This is a genomic window from Streptomyces marinisediminis (genome assembly GCF_026262575.1).
GTDB lineage: Bacteria > Actinomycetota > Actinomycetes > Streptomycetales > Streptomycetaceae > Streptomyces > Streptomyces marinisediminis.
In genome coordinates, this window is the sequence record NZ_JAPKFL010000022.1 from 57,897 (window position 1) to 74,971 (window position 17,075).

General features: G+C 75.6%; 19 protein-coding genes. 8 read left to right on the plus strand and 11 right to left on the minus strand.

From position 1 onward, the window contains the following. Window positions 1-68: 68 nt before the first annotated feature. The gene (locus OSB71_RS18140) at window positions 69-563 is read left to right on the plus strand and encodes an inorganic diphosphatase (RefSeq protein ID WP_265949296.1); all 495 of its coding nucleotides are present in this window, start codon (window positions 69-71) and stop codon (window positions 561-563) included. 156 nt (window positions 564-719) lie between these two features. On the opposite strand, the gene OSB71_RS18145 is transcribed toward OSB71_RS18140, so the two are convergent. From OSB71_RS18145 to OSB71_RS18170, 6 genes are all read right to left on the minus strand, one after another. Next, window positions 720-2,429, minus strand: coding sequence for a threonine/serine exporter family protein (locus OSB71_RS18145; protein ID WP_265949298.1), 1,710 nt, complete (start codon window positions 2,427-2,429; stop codon window positions 720-722). A 210-nt stretch (window positions 2,430-2,639) separates the two neighbouring features. Then, entirely contained in the window at window positions 2,640-3,410 is a 771-nt protein-coding gene (locus tag OSB71_RS18150; protein WP_265949299.1) for a MerR family transcriptional regulator, read from the minus strand. A 100-nt stretch (window positions 3,411-3,510) separates the two neighbouring features. Beyond that, window positions 3,511-4,125 carry a PadR family transcriptional regulator gene (locus tag OSB71_RS18155; protein ID WP_265949301.1) on the minus strand — a complete coding sequence of 205 codons (615 nt, stop codon included), beginning with the start codon at window positions 4,123-4,125 and terminating at the stop codon, window positions 3,511-3,513. A 57-nt stretch (window positions 4,126-4,182) separates the two neighbouring features. Continuing rightward, complete coding sequence (locus OSB71_RS18160) at window positions 4,183-4,749, minus strand: DinB family protein (RefSeq protein ID WP_265949302.1); 567 nt, start codon at window positions 4,747-4,749, stop codon at window positions 4,183-4,185. Between the two features lie 103 nt (window positions 4,750-4,852). Next, a complete protein-coding gene (locus OSB71_RS18165; RefSeq protein WP_265949304.1) occupies window positions 4,853-6,310 on the minus strand; it encodes an aldehyde dehydrogenase family protein in 1,458 nt (485 codons plus the stop codon). Window positions 6,311-6,391: 81 nt separating this feature from the next. Further along, a complete protein-coding gene (locus tag OSB71_RS18170; RefSeq protein ID WP_265949305.1) occupies window positions 6,392-7,237 on the minus strand; it encodes a Sco1979 family transcriptional regulator in 846 nt (281 codons plus the stop codon). 289 nt (window positions 7,238-7,526) lie between these two features. Between OSB71_RS18170 and OSB71_RS18175 the strand changes: the two genes are divergently transcribed. Then, window positions 7,527-8,036: an ATP-binding protein gene (locus tag OSB71_RS18175; RefSeq protein WP_265949307.1), complete on the plus strand. Its 510-nt coding sequence runs from the start codon at window positions 7,527-7,529 to the stop codon at window positions 8,034-8,036. 169 nt (window positions 8,037-8,205) lie between these two features. On the opposite strand, the gene OSB71_RS18180 is transcribed toward OSB71_RS18175, so the two are convergent. The 5 genes from OSB71_RS18180 to rpmG all read right to left on the minus strand — a co-directional run bounded on the left by OSB71_RS18180 (window position 8,206) and on the right by rpmG (window position 10,618). Next, window positions 8,206-8,442, minus strand: a complete 237-nt coding sequence (locus tag OSB71_RS18180; protein ID WP_265949308.1) for a DUF397 domain-containing protein — start codon at window positions 8,440-8,442, stop codon at window positions 8,206-8,208. A 184-nt stretch (window positions 8,443-8,626) separates the two neighbouring features. Beyond that, window positions 8,627-8,860, minus strand: coding sequence for a 30S ribosomal protein S18 (rpsR, locus tag OSB71_RS18185; RefSeq protein ID WP_265949310.1), 234 nt, complete (start codon window positions 8,858-8,860; stop codon window positions 8,627-8,629). A gap of 134 nt (window positions 8,861-8,994) precedes the next feature. Beyond that, window positions 8,995-10,167 (minus strand): CobW family GTP-binding protein, encoded by a 1,173-nt coding sequence (locus tag OSB71_RS18190; protein ID WP_265949311.1) that lies wholly within the window; start codon window positions 10,165-10,167, stop codon window positions 8,995-8,997. Continuing rightward, the gene (locus OSB71_RS18195; protein ID WP_265949313.1) at window positions 10,167-10,430 is read right to left on the minus strand and encodes a type B 50S ribosomal protein L31; all 264 of its coding nucleotides are present in this window, start codon (window positions 10,428-10,430) and stop codon (window positions 10,167-10,169) included. Before OSB71_RS18195 ends, OSB71_RS18190 begins: the two co-directional genes overlap by 1 nt. Window positions 10,431-10,453: 23 nt before the next feature. Beyond that, window positions 10,454-10,618, minus strand: a complete 165-nt coding sequence (rpmG, locus tag OSB71_RS18200) for a 50S ribosomal protein L33 (protein WP_265949315.1) — start codon at window positions 10,616-10,618, stop codon at window positions 10,454-10,456. Window positions 10,619-10,665: 47 nt separating this feature from the next. Between rpmG and rpmB the strand changes: the two genes are divergently transcribed. The 6 genes from rpmB to egtD all read left to right on the plus strand — a co-directional run bounded on the left by rpmB (window position 10,666) and on the right by egtD (window position 16,780). Beyond that, window positions 10,666-10,902: a 50S ribosomal protein L28 gene (gene rpmB / locus OSB71_RS18205; protein ID WP_265949317.1), complete on the plus strand. Its 237-nt coding sequence runs from the start codon at window positions 10,666-10,668 to the stop codon at window positions 10,900-10,902. 435 nt (window positions 10,903-11,337) lie between these two features. Then, a complete protein-coding gene (locus OSB71_RS18215) occupies window positions 11,338-12,135 on the plus strand; it encodes a VOC family protein (RefSeq protein WP_265949320.1) in 798 nt (265 codons plus the stop codon). A gap of 130 nt (window positions 12,136-12,265) precedes the next feature. Beyond that, window positions 12,266-13,579: an ergothioneine biosynthesis glutamate--cysteine ligase EgtA gene (gene egtA, locus OSB71_RS18220; RefSeq protein ID WP_265949321.1), complete on the plus strand. Its 1,314-nt coding sequence runs from the start codon at window positions 12,266-12,268 to the stop codon at window positions 13,577-13,579. After that, window positions 13,579-14,982 carry an ergothioneine biosynthesis protein EgtB gene (gene egtB / locus OSB71_RS18225; RefSeq protein WP_265949323.1) on the plus strand — a complete coding sequence of 468 codons (1,404 nt, stop codon included), beginning with the start codon at window positions 13,579-13,581 and terminating at the stop codon, window positions 14,980-14,982. The genes egtA and egtB overlap by 1 nt, the downstream gene beginning before the upstream one ends. Beyond that, on the plus strand, window positions 14,982-15,779 hold the full coding sequence (gene egtC, locus OSB71_RS18230) for an ergothioneine biosynthesis protein EgtC (protein WP_265949324.1): 798 nt from the start codon (window positions 14,982-14,984) through the stop codon (window positions 15,777-15,779). The genes egtB and egtC overlap by 1 nt, the downstream gene beginning before the upstream one ends. Next, the gene (egtD, locus tag OSB71_RS18235; protein ID WP_265949326.1) at window positions 15,776-16,780 is read left to right on the plus strand and encodes an L-histidine N(alpha)-methyltransferase; all 1,005 of its coding nucleotides are present in this window, start codon (window positions 15,776-15,778) and stop codon (window positions 16,778-16,780) included. Before egtC ends, egtD begins: the two co-directional genes overlap by 4 nt. The last annotated feature ends 295 nt before the right edge of the window (window positions 16,781-17,075 follow it).

The window sequence follows — 17,075 nt, forward strand, 5'->3', positions numbered from 1 at the left end:
GCGAGCACACACCTGCGTGGGGGACACTTAATCACCAGAGAATGTGTTGATCACGGAGGAGCCTCCCAGTGGAGTTCGACGTCACCATCGAGATCCCGAAGGGTTCGCGGAACAAGTACGAGGTGGACCACGAGACCGGGCGCATCCGCCTGGACCGTCACCTGTTCACCTCGACCGTCTACCCGGCCGACTACGGGTTCGTCGACGGCACGCTCGGCGAGGACGGCGACCCGCTGGACGCGCTCGTGCTCCTGGACGAGCCGACGTTCCCCGGGTGCATCATCCGCTGCCGCGCGATCGGCATGTTCCGGATGACGGACGAGGCCGGCGGCGACGACAAGCTGCTGTGCGTCCCGGCGTCCGACCCGCGCATGGAGCACCTGCGCGACATCCACCACGTCTCGGAGTTCGACCGGCTGGAGATCCAGCACTTCTTCGAGGTGTACAAGGACCTGGAGCCCGGCAAGTCCGTCGAGGGGGCGGACTGGGTGGGCCGCGCCGACGCCGAGGCGGAGGTCGAGGCCTCGGTCAAGCGCCTGGAGGCCTCCGGCTCCGCGCACTGACGCCGGCCGCGCACACCGGCTGACGACCGGGCCGGGCGCGCGGGGCACCGCCCCGCGTGCCCGGCCCGTACGCGTGCCCGGCCCGTACGGGTGCCGGGACGGCGGCGGGCGGGGCCGCGCGTGCCGCTCCGGCGGAGCCGGGCCGACCGCGCCGGGTCAGAAGCCGCGCGTGCGCTTGGCGGCGCGGCGGCCCGGCAGCGGCGTCTCCGCGCCGGGGGCGTGGATGAACAGCCGGGCGAGCTCGGCGCCGAGGTTGACGCCGATGGCGATGGCCAGGGCGAGGGCGGCGGCCGTCGACAGGAACTGGAACCCGCCGTTGACGTTGCCCTCCGCGATGTTGAGCAGCCCGTAGTACGTGGCGCTGCCGGGCAGCAGCGGGCCGATCGCCGCCGTCACGTAGGGCAGCGCCGAGACGAACTGGTAGCGGGACAGCAACTGCCCGAACAGGCCGACCAGGCCCGCGGCGATGACGGTGGCGAACACCGGGTCGAGGTCGGCGGTCTGCGTGAGCGAGCCGTAGACCAGCCAGGCCACGCCTCCGTTGAGCGTGGCCCACGCCACCGTGGCCCGCTCCTGCTGGAGCAGCACGCAGAACGCCAGGGCCAGCAGCATGGCGGCCGCGAGCTGGATCCCGGGGCGCTCGCGGGAGGTCTGCTCGTCCGGGGTGAACTCGCCGCCCAGCAGGTCCCCGATGTAGAGGATCATCAGCACGCCGCAGACGATGCCGACGATCAGGTACACCACCTCCAGCAGCCGGGCGGAGGCGGTGATGTAGAACCCGGTCAGCCCGTCGTGCACGGCGGCCACCAGGGCTCGTCCGGGGATCAGCGCGAACAGGCCGCCGGTGACGACGGCGGAGGCGCGGGCGCCCTCCAGCCACGGGTGGTCGAGCAGGACGACGCTGACCCCTATCGCGGCCGGCGGCATGGCGGCGGCCACGAACTGGTAAAACTCCGGCAGCCCGCGGCTGGAGGCGAACCAGGCGAGCCGGTCACCGAGCATGGCGCCGATGGCGGCGAGCACGAACACCGTCGGGCCACCGCCCACCAGCGTCGACGCCGCCCCGGCCAGCACGCCGCTGGCCAGGGTCAGCGCACCCTTGGAGTAGGGGTGCCGGTTGCGCCGGATCTCCGCGAGGCGCCGGTAGGCCTCCTCCAGCGAGACGGCGTCCTCCTCCTCGGAGGTGATGTCGGCCACCAGCCGGTACACGGCGGCCAGCCGCGTGTAGTCGGTGCCCCGGCGCCGCACGGTGCGGCTGAGCGTCACCGGGTCGTCCACCAGCGAGGGCTGGTGGGTGATGGAGATCAGGGTGAAGGTGACGGTGGGCTCGCAGCGGTCGAGCCCGTAGGCGTGGGCGACGCCGAACATCGCCGCCTCGACGTCCTCGGCGCCCTCGCCGCCGGCGAGCAGCAGCTCGCCGATGCGCAGCGTGAGGTCCAGGACGCGGGGCACCGGCGGGCCCGTCTCGCCCTCGGCGCGCGGCGCGCGCTCGGGTGGCGCCGGCCGCTCGCCCAGCGGCAGCCGCACCATGGTGCGCATGCGGTCCTGCCAGGGCGCGTTGCGCTTGCTCAGCCGCACGAGCGGTATCCCGGTGGCCGGGGTGTAGTCGGCGTACTCGCCGCCGTGCTGCTCCCCCCGGAAGCGGAAGGCACTGCCCTGCGGCTCCTGCGGCCGGGGGCGGAAGCCCTCGGGGAGCGCGAACTCGGACGTGGGGTGCTCGTCCTCGGCGGGAACCGGCGGCAGCGGAACCCCGACCGGCGGGGTGAAGGCGCTGTGCGCCTCGTCGGACTGGGGCTTGGCCTCCTCGGCCTCCTCGCCCTCCTTCGGCTGTCCGGTGCCGTCCTTCCTGCGGGGGTCGACGACCACTGTCCGTCCTTCTTCCTCTCCCTTCAGGCCCTTCCGCTGCGAAGCATAAGGCCACCCGCCCCGCCGACCGGGCGGGCGGCGGGGCGGGTGGCGGGGCGGGCGCCGCTTCCGGCCACGGCCCGGCCGCCCGGGGCGCCCCCTCCCGGGCCGGGCCGCCGCACGGGCGTGCCGCCCGCCCCCACGGGTGGGGGCGGACGGGCGCGGGGTGGATCAGGCGGGCGGGTGGCCGTGTCGGGTGGCGTTGGCGACGATCGCGTCCCGGGTGTAGACGGCCAGGCCGGGCCTGGTCGTGTCGAAGTAGCGGGTGAAGCGCTCGTCCGCGACGTACATCTCGCCGAGGCAGACGTGCATCTGGTACCCGCAGTCGTAGTGGTGGGCGCCGAGCCAGGCGCGGTAGTCCTCGGCGACGTCCATCGCCTCCGGCGCGGTGGCCGGGACCCCGGCCTCCAGTAGCTCGGCCAGGCGCCGCTTGATGTCCTCGGCCTCCGCGCTGATCCGTCGCCAGTCCTCCTTGGTGTAGGACGCGCTGCGGCGCTGGGACTGCGCCCAGGCGTCGGTGCCGCCCCAGCGCCGCTCGGCCTCCTCGGCGTACTCGTCGGGGTCGAAGTCCCCGAAGACCTCGAACTTCTCCTCGGGGGTGAGGTTGATGCCCATCGTGCGTGCCTCCATGGCGTGTTGGACGGCGGCGGCCATCTTCCGCAGCTTCTCGATCCGCTCCGTGAGCAGGGCGTGCTGGCGGCGCAGGTGCGCCTGCGGGTCGCTGGCGGGGTCGTCGAGCAGGACGGCGACCTCCTCCAGCGGGAAGCCCAGCTCGCGGTAGAAGAGGATCTGCTGGAGCCGGTCCAGGTCGGCGTCGCTGTACCGGCGGTGCCCGGCGTGCGTGCGCCCGCCGGGCACCAGCAGGCCGATCTCGTCGTAGTGGTGCAGCGTGCGCACGGTGACGCCGGAGTACCCGGCGACCTGACCGACGGAATAGCCCACGTCCGCCTCCCTCGTTCGCGTGACGCGTCCACGGTGCGCCCTCACGTCGCGTGAGGTGCAAGCCCCGGTCCGGGGCTCGGTGGCTCCCGGGCGCGCGGCGTCAGGCGTACGGGTTCGGGGTGCCCTCGGGGAGCACGTTCGGGGTGCGCTCGCCCTCCCCGGCCATGGTGTACGCCCCGGCCTCCAGCCGGGCGACCAGGCCGCGCGCCCACTGCGCGCCCGCCGCGGCGGTGTGGAGCCACAGGTCCATGATCTCGCCGATGTGGCCCCACTCCTCCGGCGTGCCCTCGGTGGGCATCCAGTGCGCGCCGACCTCCTCCCGCCAGGCGTCGAGGGCGGCGACGCGCTGCCGGAGCAGGGCGAGCGCCTCCGCGCGCGGCAGGTCGACGAGGAAGCCGACGCCCGAGGTGAGCAGGTCCGGCTTCTCGTCGACGGCGGTCAACGCGTGCCGCAGCAGGCGCAGGTACTCGGCGTCGCCCTCGGGCGTCAGCTCGTACTCGGTGCGCGGCGGGCCCCCCGCGGTGCTGGGCGCGACGGCGTGGGCGCGCAGCATGCCCTGCTTGGCCAGTTGCTTGAGCGCGTGGTAGATCGAGCCCGGTTTGGCGTTGGACCACCGGTGCGCGCCCCAGTACTCCAGGTCGTTGCGGACCATGTAGCCGTGCGCCCGGCCGTGCTGCCGCACGGCGCCGAGCACGAGGAGCCGGATCGCTGACATGGGGCTCACCCTAACGAGCCCCGCGCCGGCGATCCGGCCCCTCCCCGGACGGTCCGGCTAGTGCGCGGGCGCGGGCTCCGCCGCGCCCCGAAGCTCCTCCTCGACGAGGTCGAAGGCGCCCTTGCCGTCGATCGTCTCGCGGACGACGTCGGCGTGGCCGGCGTGCCGGGCGGCCTCCTCGATGAGGTGCAGCAGGCCCCAGCGCCAGGAGCGCGGGCCGCCCGCCGCCCAGGGGGCGTCCGGGACGTGGAAGGTCTCGTCCAGCGAGGGCAGCGCGCGCACGGCGGCCTCGGTGCGGGCGGCCACCTCGGCGTAGTGGGCGAGCACGCCCTCCACGGTCTCGTCCGCGGTGAGGGCGAAGCTCTGCTCCCAGCGGGCGATCGTCGCCGGGTCGTGGAAGTCGACGGGTTCGCCGGTCATCGTGCGCAGCCAGCCCTCCTCGCCCTGGGCGGTGTGCTTGAGCAGCCCGGCCACCGACAGCGCGCTCGCCGAGGGGGTGGCGGTGGCCTGGTCGCGGGTGAGGCCCAGCACCGCGCGCCGCAGTCCGCCGCGCTGGGCGTCGAGGTAGGCCAGCAGCGCGCCGCGCTCGTCGCCGTGGGCCTCGGGGGAGACGGAGATGGGCATGTCGATCACCTTTCGCAGGGGTCCCGGGGCGCCGTTCGGCCGCCCCGACGTAAGGAACGCTAGGGACCCCTGCGGTCAGCTTCTGTCCTCAACGGTGCACGGGTCAGAACGGGAACGTGCTGCGCCCGTGCTGCACCGCGACCCACTGGGTCGTGGTGAACGCCTCCGCGAAGTGCTCGCCGTTCAGCCGCCCGATCCCGGAGTGCTTCTCGCCGCCGAACGGGACGAGCGGCTCGTCGGCCACGGTGCCGTCGTTGACGTGGACCATGCCGGTGCGGATGCGGCGCGCCACGGCGACCCCGCGCTCGGTGTTCCCGGTGTGGACCGCGCCGCTGAGCCCGTAGCGGCAGTCGTTGGCGACGCGCACGGCCTCGTCCTCCCCGTCCACGGGCACGAGTACGGCGACGGGGCCGAAGATCTCCTCGGTGAGCGCGGGCGAGCCCGCCGGCACGTCGGTGAGGACGCTGGGGTGCACGAGGGTGCCCTCGACCTTGCCGCGCAGCAGGGCGGTGGCGCCGCCGGCGACGGCGTCGTCCACCAGGGCGGCGACGCGCTCGGCCTGACCGGCGTTGATCAGCGGGCCGATGAGGGTGGCCGGGTCCCGCGGGTCTCCGACGGGCAGCGAGCGCACCTTGGCGACGAACTTCTCGGTGAACTCCGCGGCCACCGCGCGGTCGACGATGACGCGGTTGGCGGCCATGCAGACCTGGCCCTGGTGGACGAAGCGGCTGAAGACGGCGGCGTCGACCGCGTAGTCCACGTCCGCGTCGTCGAGCACCAGCAGGGCGCTGTTGCCCCCCAGCTCCAGCACGCAGCGCTTGAAGTGCGCGGCGGCCACGGTGGCCACGTGCCGCCCGGTCTGGTCGGAGCCGGTGAAGGAGATGACCCGCGGCACCGGGTGCTCCAGCAGCGCGTCGCCCACCTCGGCGATGTCGGTGACGACGACGTTGAGCACGCCGCCGGGCAGCCCCGCGTCCTCGAAGAGCCTGGCCACCAGCGCGCCGCCGGTGATCGGCGTGTCCTGGTGCGCCTTGAGCACGACGGCGTTGCCCAGCGCGAGCGCGGGCGCGACGGACTTCAGGGAGAGCAGGAAGGGGAAGTTGAACGGGGAGATGACGCCCACCACGCCGACGGGCTCGCGGTAGACGCGGTTCTCCTTGCCCTCCACGGGCGAGGGCAGGATGCGGCCCTCGGCGCCGAGTGCGACGCTCATGGCGGCGCGCAGGAACTCCTTGGCCAGATGCAGCTCGAAGGCGGCCTTCAGCCGGGTGCCCCCGAGCTCGGTGACGATGAGGTCGGTGATCTCCGCCTCGCGCTCTTCGACGAGGCGTATCGCGCGCTCGAAGACCAGGCGGCGGGTGTAGGGGTTGGTCGCGGCCCAGCCGGGCTGGTGCCGTTCGGCCGCGCGGTAGGCCTGGTCGATCTCCCCGGCGGTGGCCACGGTGATCGAGCAGAGCTTCTCGCCGTTGTAGGGGTTGAAGTCGATGAGGTCCCAGGAACCCGTCCCCGGACGCCACTCACCGTCGATGTACTGCTGCGCCAGGTCCGTGAAGTAGGGCATGCCGTTCCTTCGTGGGGAGGAGGAGCTTCGCGCTGTGGCGTATGAGCTGGAGAACTGATGAGACGTCATCGTACTGACTGATCAGTGCTGTTGACGCACCCTGTGCAGGTGGTCGCGCGTCTCCTTGGGACCGAGGGCGCCGTCGGCCATCAGCCGGTGCAGCACGCCTCCGTACTGGGCCACCTCCTCCGGCTTGTCCAGGTACAGCGAGCCGGTGAGCTGCTCCAGGTAGACGACGTCGGGGATCTCCGGCTCCGGGAAGCGCAGGATGGTGAAGGCACCGGACTCGGCGGGGTGGCCGCCCAGCGTGAAGGGCACCACCTGGAGGTGGATGTTGGGCCGCTCGGAGAGCTCGATGAGGTGGAGGAGCTGCTCGTCCATGATCGTGCGGCTGCCGAACGGGCGGTGCAGCGCCGCGTCGTCCAGCACGCAGCGGTACTGCGTGGCGTTCTCCTGGAACAGCAGCTTCTGCCGCTCCATGCGCAGCGAGACCCGGCGGTCGATCTCGGCGTCGGACAGCCGCAGGGACTTGTGCCCGCTGGCGACGACGGCGTGCGCGTACGCCTCGGTCTGCAGCAGGCCGTGCACGAACTGCACCTCGTAGGTGTCGATCTCGCAGGCCGCGCCCTCCAGACCGACGTAGGTCTGGAACCAGGACGGCAGCACGTCGCTGTAGCTGTGCCACCAACCGGCGACGCTGGACTCCTTCGCCAGATTGAGCAGCGGCTCCCGCTCGGTGGCGTCCGTGACGCCGTACAGCGTGAGCAGATCCGCGACGTCCCGCGCCTTGAAACTCACGCGTCCCAACTCCATTCGGCTGATCTTGGACTCGGAAGCACGGATGGAATATCCGGCGTCCTCGCGCGTGACGCCCCGGGCTTCACGCAGCCGTCTGAGCTGCGAGCCCAGCAGTATCCGGCGCACCATCGAGCCACTCGACCCGCCTGCCCCTTGTGTGCCGCTTGCCACCGGAACGCTCCTTATCTGATCAGACAAGCACCCCCGACCCGGGGTGCAGTCTGCCATCTTTGCGCTTCATTGCGTGCCCATGTGGTTACACAGGATCGAAAGTTCTCCGTGCACGTGCATCTGCCCTTGCATCCGGTGCGGGCATTGGGAACCATGGGGATAGCCCAAGTGCACGTAGTGCCAACAGGTTTGGGTGTCCCCGGCCCATCGGGGACGCTCCGTCGTCACAGTCAGGGGGACGTCGTTCATGGGTACTGAGGGAACGACGGTGCTCGACCCGTTATGGCGCAGCCTCCCCCCGCCCGACCCCGGCACCCTGTCCGGCTCCGCCTCGTGCGCGCTGCCCGCGCACTACGAAGCCGTGTGCACGGCCCGGGAGTTCACCCGCGCCACGCTGGCGGGCTGGGGGCTGGAGAGCCACTGTGACAACGTCACCCTCGCGGTCTCCGAACTGGTGACGAACGCGCTGCGGCACGGCCTGAAGCCGGTGGCACCCGGTGGCGCCACCGACCCCCCGGTGCGGCTGCACCTGATGCGGTGGGCGTCGCGCCTGGTGTGCGCGGTGCGGGACCCGAGCCGGGAGGCCCCCGTCTCCGGCAACCCGGACCTGGCCGGATTCGGCCCGGACACCGCCGAGTCGGGCCGGGGCCTGTTCCTGGTCGACGCGTTCAGCGACAGCTGGGGCTGGCAGCCGCTCCACGGCACGCTGCCCGGCAAGGTGGTGTGGGCGCTGTTCCGCACCGGGCCCGCCGCGTAGCTCCGCGCCGGGCCCCGCGCCGGGCGCGGCCCCGCGCGGCGCCGCGCCCGGCGCGGGGCCGCTCCCGACGTGGGCCGTGCCGCGCGGGGCCGGGCGGATGCCGGTCGCGCCGGAGCGGCGGCTCCGCGCAGGAACGATTCGGCGCGGAGCCGCGAGGGACGGCGGCCCCTCAGGTGACGAGGTGGTCGAACTCGCCGTCCTTGATGCCCAGGAGCATCGCCTCGACCTCGGCCGGCGTGTAGACGAGGGCGGGGCCGTCGGGGAACCGGGAGTTGCGCACCGCCACGTCCCCGCTCGGCAGCTTCGCGAACTCCACGCAGGTGCCCTGCGAGTTGCTGTGCCGGCTCTTCTGCCAGTCGACCCCGCGGAGGTCCGCCGCGGCCATGCCGTTGTACGCCTGCTGCATAGGGAGCTCCCGGGATCGTTGAAACCATACTGAGCGGTCAACTTCCCGGGATCATAACGTCGTTCAATTGCAACTGCACGTGCGTATGCACGTGCACGACAGTGGGTCGCGGGCCGACTACGCCCGGGTAGACGTGCGTGCACAGGTGCGGGTTCCCTCCGGAGCCCCCGGCACACCCGTTCGCTCAGCGCGAGGGGTACGGCAGCAGCGCCATCTCGCGGGCGTTCTTCACGGCCCGCGCGAGCTGCCGCTGCTGCTGCGCCGTGACGCGCGTGACCCGGCGACCGCGGATCTTGCCCCGGTCGGAGATGAACCTCCGCAGCAGCTCGGTGTCCTTGTAGTCGACGTAGGTGATACCGGCCGCGTCCAGCGGGTTGGGCCGGGGGCGGGCGGGCTTGCGGGACTCGCGCCGGGGCACGGGGCCTCCTCTAAGTGGGGCGGGGCGGGGCCGCGCGCGAGCGCGCGGGACGGTGCGCGCACGGCGGACGCGCGCCGGGGGCGGGGCGGGCCGGAGCGGACCGGTCCGGGTCGGGCCGGGCCGGGCCGGGCCGGTCAGGTGACGGGGTCGAGCAGGGGGTCGAGGGCGCGGGGCAGGCGCTGCCAGGCGGACCGGCCGCCCGCGTACTCGGCGTCCGTCAGCAGGCAGGAGTCCAGGAGCGCGGCCAGGTGCTCGCGGTCCAGGTCCGGCGAGGTGAAGACCAGGTGCTGGGCGCGGTCGCCGTGTTCGGGGTGCCAGTCCAGGGCGGCGGCGACCCGGCGCGTGGGCGGCACCAGTTCCCAGGCGGCGTCCGGGACCGCGGCGAGCCAAGGGCCGGCGTCCTCCACGCACAGCGCGCCCCCGGCGGCGTCCCAGCTCAGCAGCGTGTCCGGGCGGTCGGCGAGCCAGAACCGGCCGCGGCTGCGGACCGCGGCGCGGCACAGGTCCTCCAGCGCCGCGCGCAGCCGACCCGAGTGGAAGGGCCGCCACCGGTGCCACACCAGCGTGCGGACCCCCGCGTCCTCGGCGCCGGGCACCCCGCCGGTGTCCTGCGGCAGCCGCGCGCAGGCCGGGTGCTGCCGGGCGGCGGCGGCCGCCACGTCGAAGACGGCCCCCGGCGCGGTGACGGCGGCGGGGAAGGCGGCGTCCGCGACGGACAGCACGCGGGCGCCGGGGGTGAGCTGGCGCAGCAGCGCCGCGTCCTCGGCGTCCCCGGGCTCCGGGCCGTCGGCGAGCACCAGCAGCGGGGCGTACTCCAGTTGCCGCGCGAAGGTGTCGGCGACCGTGCGCTGGTCGCCGGCCGCGACCGCCAGGCCCGCCGCGGCGAGGTCGTCGCCGTTGCCGAGGCAGGGCAGCAGCAGGGCCGGGTCGACGGCGGTGACCACCGCGGCCAGCCGCAGCGCGTCGCCGCCGCCGCGGTCCACCGCCTCGGCCACGGACTTCGGCTCCACCGCGTCCCACAGCTCCACCACGGCCAGCCGCGCCGACCCGGCCGCGGCGAGCCGGCGCAGCTCCGGCACCAGGTCCTCCCGCAGCGCGCAGCAGGTGCAGTCGTTGACCAGCGGCGCCTCGCCGGCGTCCAGCCGGCCGCGCGCCTCGCGCACGCTCCGGGGGAGGAAGCCGAGCCGCGCCGCGTCGGACAGGTCGTGGTGGAGGGCGACGCTGCCGGGCACGGCGGCCAGCAGCCGCTCGACGGCGGCCCGGCGGGCGTCGGCGTGCAGGCCGCCGACCAGGACGACGGGCAGCATCAGCGGGCCTCGCCGCGCCGGGCGGCGGCGTAGCGGCGCTCGAACCGCTCCACGCGGCCCGCGGTGTCCAGCACCCGTGCGGTGCCGGTGTAGAAGGGGTGGCTCGCCGAGGAGATCTCCACGTCCACGACCGGGTAGGTGACGCCGTCCTCCCACTCGACGGTCTTGTCGCTGGTCGCGGTGGACCGGGTGAGGAAGGCGAAGTTCGCGGCCCGGTCGCGGAAGACGACGGGGCCGTAGGGCGGATGGATGCCGGGCTTCATGGGGTGCTCCTTGCCTGCCGGGGTCAGCGCTCTTCGCGGAACGCGACGCGGCGGCCCACCACGGGGTCGTCCGTGCGCAGCACCAGCCGGTCCGGGTCGTTCCGGCGGTTCTCGCGGGTGACGTCGGTGTGGCCGGTGCCCGCCGTGGACCGCAGCTTGATCACCGGGCGGATGTCATCGCGTGCCATACGGGGTACCGTACAGCAAACGAAAACCGTTTTCATCAAGGAGTCCCATGTCCGCCCACTGCCAGCTCACCGGCCGCACGCCCACCTTCGGCCGGCGGATCTCCCACTCCCACCGGCGCTCGCCCCGCCGCTTCGTCCCCAACATCCAGCGCAAGCGCTACTGGCTGCCCAGCGAGGGGCGCCACGTGCGGCTGACGCTCAGCGCGAAGGGCGTACGGACGGTCGACGCGATCGGCGTCGAGGCGGCGGTGGCCCGCATCCGGGCCCGCGGGGGGCGCGTCTGACCACGGCCCCGAGGCGGAGCGGGCTCGCGAAGCACGCGCGGCGGCGTGCGGTCCTCGCCCGGTACGCCGACCGGCGGGCCGGACCGAAGCGGGTGGCCCCCTCCCCCCGCGGCCGTCCCGGCGCGGCGGGAGCAGGGCCGGGGCCGGTCGCGGCGCCGGTCCCGGGATGCCCGCCCGACGCGGGGACGCGACCGCGACGGCGCCGACGGGCGGCCCCGCGGGCACCCGCACGCCTCCGGCCCCTCCCGCGTCCGGACCCGCGCGCCCGCCCACACCGGCCACCTCCCCGGCCGCCTTCTCCGGCGTCCGCGGGGCGAGCCGGTAGGCGGGCGCGCGGCCGCGCCCGCCCCGCGGCGCCGGGGCGAGGCGGCTCGGCGGGCGGGGTCGGGGGAGCGCCGCTAGCGTGGTCGGTGTCGCCCGTCGAAAGGTGGACACATGGCCGCGCATCCCGATGGCGTGCCGTGCTGGGCCGACGCCGTGGTCCCCGACCTGGCGGCGGCCCGGCACTTCTACGGCGAGCTGTTCGGCTGGACGTACGCCGCGGACCCGGCGGCGCCCCGCACCCGCACCGGCGCCTTCCGCGACGACCGGGCCGTGGCGGCGCTGGTGCCCCGGACGCCGCGGACGCCGGACCCGGAGGCGCCGCACGCCGTGTGGACCCTGTACTACGCCGCCGACGACGCCGACGCGACCGCCGCCCGCGTCCGCGAGCACGGTGGCGAGCTGCTGGTGGCCCCGGTGGACGTGGCGGGCTTCGGCCGCGTGTGCGTGGCCCGCGACCCCGGCGGCGCGGTCTTCGGCGTCCGGCAGCCGGGCACCCGTCCCGGGTTCGCCGCGCGCGGCGGGCCGGGCACGTACGCCTGGACGGAGGTCCGCACCCGCGACGCCGGGGCGGTGGACGCCTTCTACCCGGCCGTCTTCCCCGGCCTGCGGCCCCGCCCGGCCCCCGGCGCGAGCGCGGACCGGGTGGTCTGGGAGGTCGGCGGCACGCCGGTCGCCACGCGCTGCCGCATGGACGCGCGGTGGCCCGTCCGGACGCCCGCGCACACCGCCGTCCACTTCGCGGTGGACGACTGCGACGCCGCCGTCACCGCCGTCCCCCGGCTGGGCGGACGCCTCGTCCACGGCCCCGTGGACACCCCCGGCGGGCGGCTGGCCGGCGTCGCGGACCAGCAGGGCGCGGTGTTCTCCGTCATCGACCTCTCCCGGCGCTCCGGGGCGCCGCCACGGTAGGACGCCGCGCGGGGAGCGCGTTTCCGCAGGTCCCCACCGCGGCATGTTTCACCCTGCCGCCCCGCCGGGCAAGGAAGCTGATTGTGTGCCCAGTGCCCGACCAGGAACCGCGGTTCCGGGAGGAGTTGCCATGGACGCAGTGCTGCGGGACGCCGGTCCCCCCGCCCCGCCGCCCGGCCGCGGGAGCGGGCCCCCCGATCCCCCGGACGCGCTGAGCGAGGCGCAGGCCGCCGCGTACATCGGCGGGATCTGCTTCAAGACGGGCCCGCCGCGCCGCGTCGGGGTGGAGCTGGAGTGGCACGTGCGCGACCGGGAGGACCCGGCCCGCGCGGTGCCCGCTGAGCGGCTCGACGCCGCGCTCGCCCCGCTGCTGGCCCCGGGCGGCCTGCCGGGCGGCGGCCGGCTGACCCGCGAACCGGGCGGGCAGGTGGAGCTGAGCAGCGCACCGGGCGAGTCGCTGAGCGACTGCGTGCGCCTGGCCGCCGCCGACCTCGCCGTCCTGCGCGACGCGCTGGCCCCGGCCGGTGCCGTCCTGCACGGGCACGGCCTCAACCCCTTCCACACCCCGCCGCGCGTCCTGGACCACCCGCGCTACCGGGCCATGGAGGCCCACTTCGACCGGCACGGCCCCTGGGGCCGGGTCATGATGCGCTCCACCGCCGCCGTGCAGGTCAGCCTGGACGCCGGGGACGACGGCCCGGGCCCCACCGGGTACCGCGAGCGCTGGCGGCTGGTCCACCGGCTCGGCCCCGTGCTGGTGGCCGCCTTCGCCAACTCCCCGCTGTGGCGCGGCCGCCCCACCGGCTGGGCCTCGACCCGGCAGCGCGTGTGGGCGCGCGCCGACCCCGACCGCACCCGGCCGCCGCACGCCGCCGGCCCGCCCCGCGCGGAGTGGGCCCGCTACGCGCTGGACGCCCCCCTGCTCTGCCTGCGCCGCCCCTCCCCCGGCCCGCGCGGCGAGGAGGCCGACTGGACGGCGCCGCCCCGCCTCACCCTGCGCGACTGGCTGCGCGGCCGGCACAGTGAGCGCCCGCCCACCCGGGCCGACGTCGACTACCACCTCAGCACCCTGTTCCCGCCCGTGCGTCCGCGCGGCTGGCTGGAGCTGCGCATGATCGACGCGCAGCCGGGGGACGGCTGGATCGCGGCGCTGGCCGTCGCCGCGACCCTGCTCGACGACCCCCGAGCCGCCGCCGCGGCGAGCGCCGCCACCGAGCCGCTGGCCCCGCTCGCGCACGGCCCGGGCCTGTGGCTGCGCGCCGCGCGCAACGGCCCGGCCGACCCGCTGCTGGGTCCGGCCGTGCGCGCCTGCGTGGCCGCCGCCGAGTCGGCCCTGGCCGACTCCGCCGCCGACGGCCCGGCGCACCGCGCCGTCGCCGAGTTCGCCGAGCGCTACGCCGACCGGGGCCGCTGCCCCGCCGACGTCCACCGAGGAGCCCTGTGATGCCCGCGACGCCCGCCCCGAGCACCCCCAGCCACCCCGGCCACCGGACCACCGCGCGGCCCACCGCCCCCGCGCCCGCCCTGGACGACGCCACACTGCGCGCGCGGGCCCGGGCCGCGCTCACCACCGCCCGGGACCGCACCCGGGTCCTGACCGACTGCCTGGACGACGCCGGGCTCACCGCACAGCACTCGCCGCTGATGTCCCCGCTGGTGTGGGACCTGGCGCACATCGCCAACCAGGAGGACCTGTGGCTGCTGCGCGAGGCGGACGGCCGCCCCGGCGTACGGCCCGACCTCGACCCCGTCTACGACGCCTTCCGCACCCCCCGCGCCGACCGGCCCACCCTGCCGATGCTGCCGCCGGACGCCGCCCGCCGCTACGCCGCCGAGGTCCGCGCGCAGGCGCTGGAGGTGCTGGAGCGGGCGCCGCTGGACGGCGACGGGCTCACCGGCGCCGCGTTCGTCTTCGGCATGGTGGCCCAGCACGAGCAGCAGCACGACGAGACGATGCTCGCCACCCACCAGCTCCGGCGGGGCCCGGCCGTGCTGCACGCCCCGGCGCCGCCCGCGGCCCCGACCGGCCGGCCCCTGCCCGCCGAGGTGCTCGTCCCCGGCGGCCCGTTCACCATGGGCACCGACACCGACCCGTGGGCGCTGGACAACGAACGCGGCGCACACCGGGTGGACGTCCCCGCGTTCTGGCTGGACACCACGCCCGTCACCTGCGCCGCCTACACCGAGTTCATCGAAGCGGGCGGCTACGACGACCCGCGCTGGTGGCACCCGGAGGGCTGGGAGTACGTGCGCGGAGCCGGGATCGGGGCACCGCTGTTCTGGCGGCGCGAGGGCGCGGGCTGGGTGCGGCGGCGCTTCGGCACCGTCGAACCGGTGCGCCCCGAGCAGCCCGTGCTCCACGTGAGCTGGTACGAGGCCGACGCGTTCGCCCGCTGGGCCGGGCGGCGGCTGCCCACCGAGGCCGAGTGGGAGAAGGCCGCCCGGCACGACCCGGCCACCGGCCGCTCGCGCCGCCACCCCTGGGGCGACGCCGCGCCCGGCCCCGAGCACGCCAACCTGGGCCAGCGCCACCTGGAGCCCGCCCCGGCCGGTGCCTACCCCGCGGGCGCCGCGCCCAGCGGGGCCCGCCAGCTCCTGGGCGACGTGTGGGAGTGGACGGCGTCGGACTTCACCGCCTACCCCGGCTTCACCGCCCACCCCTACGACGAGTACAGCAAGGTCTTCTTCGGCCCCGACCACAAGGTGCTGCGCGGCGGCTCCTTCGGCACCGACCCGGTCGCCTGCCGCGGCACGTTCCGCAACTGGGACTACCCCGTGCGGCGGCAGATCTTCGCCGGGTTCCGCACCGCGCGCGACGCCTCCGCCGCCGAGGGGGGCCGGGCCTGATGTGCCGCCACCTCGCCTACGTCGGGCCCCCGGTGCCGCTGGCGCGGCTGCTCACCGGCGTCCCGCACGGGCTGTTCGAGCAGTCCTGGGCCCCGCGCCGGCAGCGGTACGGCACGGTCAACGCCGACGGGTTCGGCGTCGGCTGGTACCCGGCCGACGGTCCGCCCGCCCGCTACCGCCGCGCGGTGCCCATCTGGGCCGACGGCAACCTGCCCGACCTGGCCCGCGCGGTGCGCAGCCACGCGGTGCTCGCCGCCGTCCGCGACGCCACGCCGGGCACCAGCCAGGACGAGTCCGCCGCCGCGCCCTACGCGGACGGCGACTGGCTGTTCAGCCACAACGGCGCCGTCTCCCACTGGACCCGCCTCCCCGACGACCTCGGTGCGCGCCCGTCGGCGGCCACCTTGCTGGAGCTGGAGTCCCGCTGCGACTCCGCGCTGCTGTGGGCGCTCGCGCGGCCCCGGCTGGCCGCGGGCGAACCGCCCGGCGCCGTCCTGGCCGACCTGGTGCGGCGCACCGCCGCCGTGCGCCCCGGCGCGCGGCTGAACCTGCTGCTCACCGACGGCCGCGCCATCGCCGCCACCCGCCACGGCGACACCCTGTGGTACCGCGCGGCCGAGGGCGGGGTGTGCGTCGCCTCCGAGCCGGACGCCGCCGACGGCTGGCAGGAGGTGCCCGAGGACTCCCTGCTGCTGGCCACGCCCGGCTCCGTGCGGTCCTGGCCGCTGGACCAGGCGGCCGACTCCGCGCCGCTCCCCGCCCACCGCGCCCAGCCCGAGAGGACGCCCACACCATGACGACCCCGCAGTCCGCCCCCGCCACCGACCGCTTCACGCTCACCCGCAGGCTGCCCCCAGGACACCAGGCCGACGCGCTCCGCGCCGACGTGCTCAAGGGCCTGGCCGAGCGCCCCAGGACGCTGCCGCCCAAGTGGTTCTACGACGGCCGGGGCAGCGAGCTGTTCGAGCGCATCACCGAGCTGCCCGAGTACTACCCGACGCGCACCGAGCACGCCATCCTCGCCGAGCGGGCCGCCGAGATCGCCGCCGCCACCGGCGCCCGCACCCTGGCCGAACTGGGCTCCGGCTCCTCGCGCAAGACACGGCTGCTGCTGGACGCCCTCACCGCGCACGGCACGCTGGAGCGCTACGCGCCGCTGGACGTCAGCGAGGACGCGCTGGCCGCCGCAGGACGGGCCCTCACCGCCGACTACCCCGGGCTGACGGTGACCGCCGCCGTCACCGACTACGAGGTGGACCTGACCCTCCCCGGCGCGGGCCCGGGGCCGCGGGCGGTCGCGTTCCTCGGCGGCACCCTGGGCAACCTGGACACCGCGCAGCGCCGCGCCTTCTACGCCGCCCTGCGCCCGCAACTCGCGGCGGGCGACGCGCTGCTGCTCGGGGTGGACCTGGTGAAGTCCCCCGATGTCCTCGTCCCCGCCTACGACGACGCCCAGGGCGTGACGGCCGAGTTCAACAAGAACGTGCTGCACGTGCTCAACCGCGAGCTGGGCGCCGCGTTCGACCCGGACGCCTTCGACCACCGGGCGCTGTGGGACGCCGACCGCGAGCGCGTCGAGATGCGCCTGCGCTCGCGCCTGGCCCAGACGGTGCCCGTGCCGGCGCTGGACCTCGCCGTCGACTTCGAACGCGGTGAGGAGCTGCGCACGGAGATCTCGGTGAAGTTCCGCCGCGAGCCCCTGGTGGCCGAGCTGGCCGCCGCCGGCTTCACGGTGCGCCACTGGTGGACGGACGCCGACGAGCGCTTCGCCCTGCTCCTGGCGGTCCCGGCGGAGTAGTGCCGGGGCGGACCGGCGGTCCCGGCCGCGCCGGGTGGGTCCGGTGCGGCCGACGGGTCCGCCGCGCCTGACGCGCGCCGCCGTGCGTGCCGTGTCGGGCGTGTGGGCTGGGTCGGGCGTGTGGGCTGGGTCGGCGGGGGCCGGTCGCGTCGGCTGTGTCGGCTGATCCGCCGTGTGCGCCGTCTCGGCGGGCCGGATCGGCCGGCCGGGTCAGCCGTCGCCCGAACGGCCCAATCAAAAGCGGCACCAGTGGGCATTTACCTACAACCTGGAAGTCATCCAGGACACCCGGGTC

Bases quoted from the DNA above. Each gene is read 5' to 3' on its own strand.
- egtA (WP_265949321.1), top strand. From the start codon at position 12,266: ATGGACGCAGTGCTGCGGGACGCCGGTCCCCCCGCCCCGCCGCCCGGC.
- rpmB (WP_265949317.1), top strand. From the start codon at position 10,666: ATGTCCGCCCACTGCCAGCTCACCGGCCGCACGCCCACCTTCGGCCGG.
- egtD (WP_265949326.1), top strand. From the start codon at position 15,776: ATGACGACCCCGCAGTCCGCCCCCGCCACCGACCGCTTCACGCTCACC.
- OSB71_RS18190 (WP_265949311.1), bottom strand. From the start codon at position 10,167: ATGCTGCCCGTCGTCCTGGTCGGCGGCCTGCACGCCGACGCCCGCCGG.
- OSB71_RS18195 (WP_265949313.1), bottom strand. From the start codon at position 10,430: ATGAAGCCCGGCATCCATCCGCCCTACGGCCCCGTCGTCTTCCGCGAC.
- egtB (WP_265949323.1), top strand. From the start codon at position 13,579: ATGCCCGCGACGCCCGCCCCGAGCACCCCCAGCCACCCCGGCCACCGG.
- OSB71_RS18170 (WP_265949305.1), bottom strand. From the start codon at position 7,237: ATGGTGCGCCGGATACTGCTGGGCTCGCAGCTCAGACGGCTGCGTGAA.
- OSB71_RS18175 (WP_265949307.1), top strand. From the start codon at position 7,527: ATGGGTACTGAGGGAACGACGGTGCTCGACCCGTTATGGCGCAGCCTC.
- egtC (WP_265949324.1), top strand. From the start codon at position 14,982: ATGTGCCGCCACCTCGCCTACGTCGGGCCCCCGGTGCCGCTGGCGCGG.
- OSB71_RS18155 (WP_265949301.1), bottom strand. From the start codon at position 4,125: ATGTCAGCGATCCGGCTCCTCGTGCTCGGCGCCGTGCGGCAGCACGGC.
- OSB71_RS18215 (WP_265949320.1), top strand. From the start codon at position 11,338: ATGGCCGCGCATCCCGATGGCGTGCCGTGCTGGGCCGACGCCGTGGTC.
- OSB71_RS18165 (WP_265949304.1), bottom strand. From the start codon at position 6,310: ATGCCCTACTTCACGGACCTGGCGCAGCAGTACATCGACGGTGAGTGG.
- OSB71_RS18180 (WP_265949308.1), bottom strand. From the start codon at position 8,442: ATGCAGCAGGCGTACAACGGCATGGCCGCGGCGGACCTCCGCGGGGTC.
- OSB71_RS18160 (WP_265949302.1), bottom strand. From the start codon at position 4,749: ATGCCCATCTCCGTCTCCCCCGAGGCCCACGGCGACGAGCGCGGCGCG.
- rpmG (WP_265949315.1), bottom strand. From the start codon at position 10,618: ATGGCACGCGATGACATCCGCCCGGTGATCAAGCTGCGGTCCACGGCG.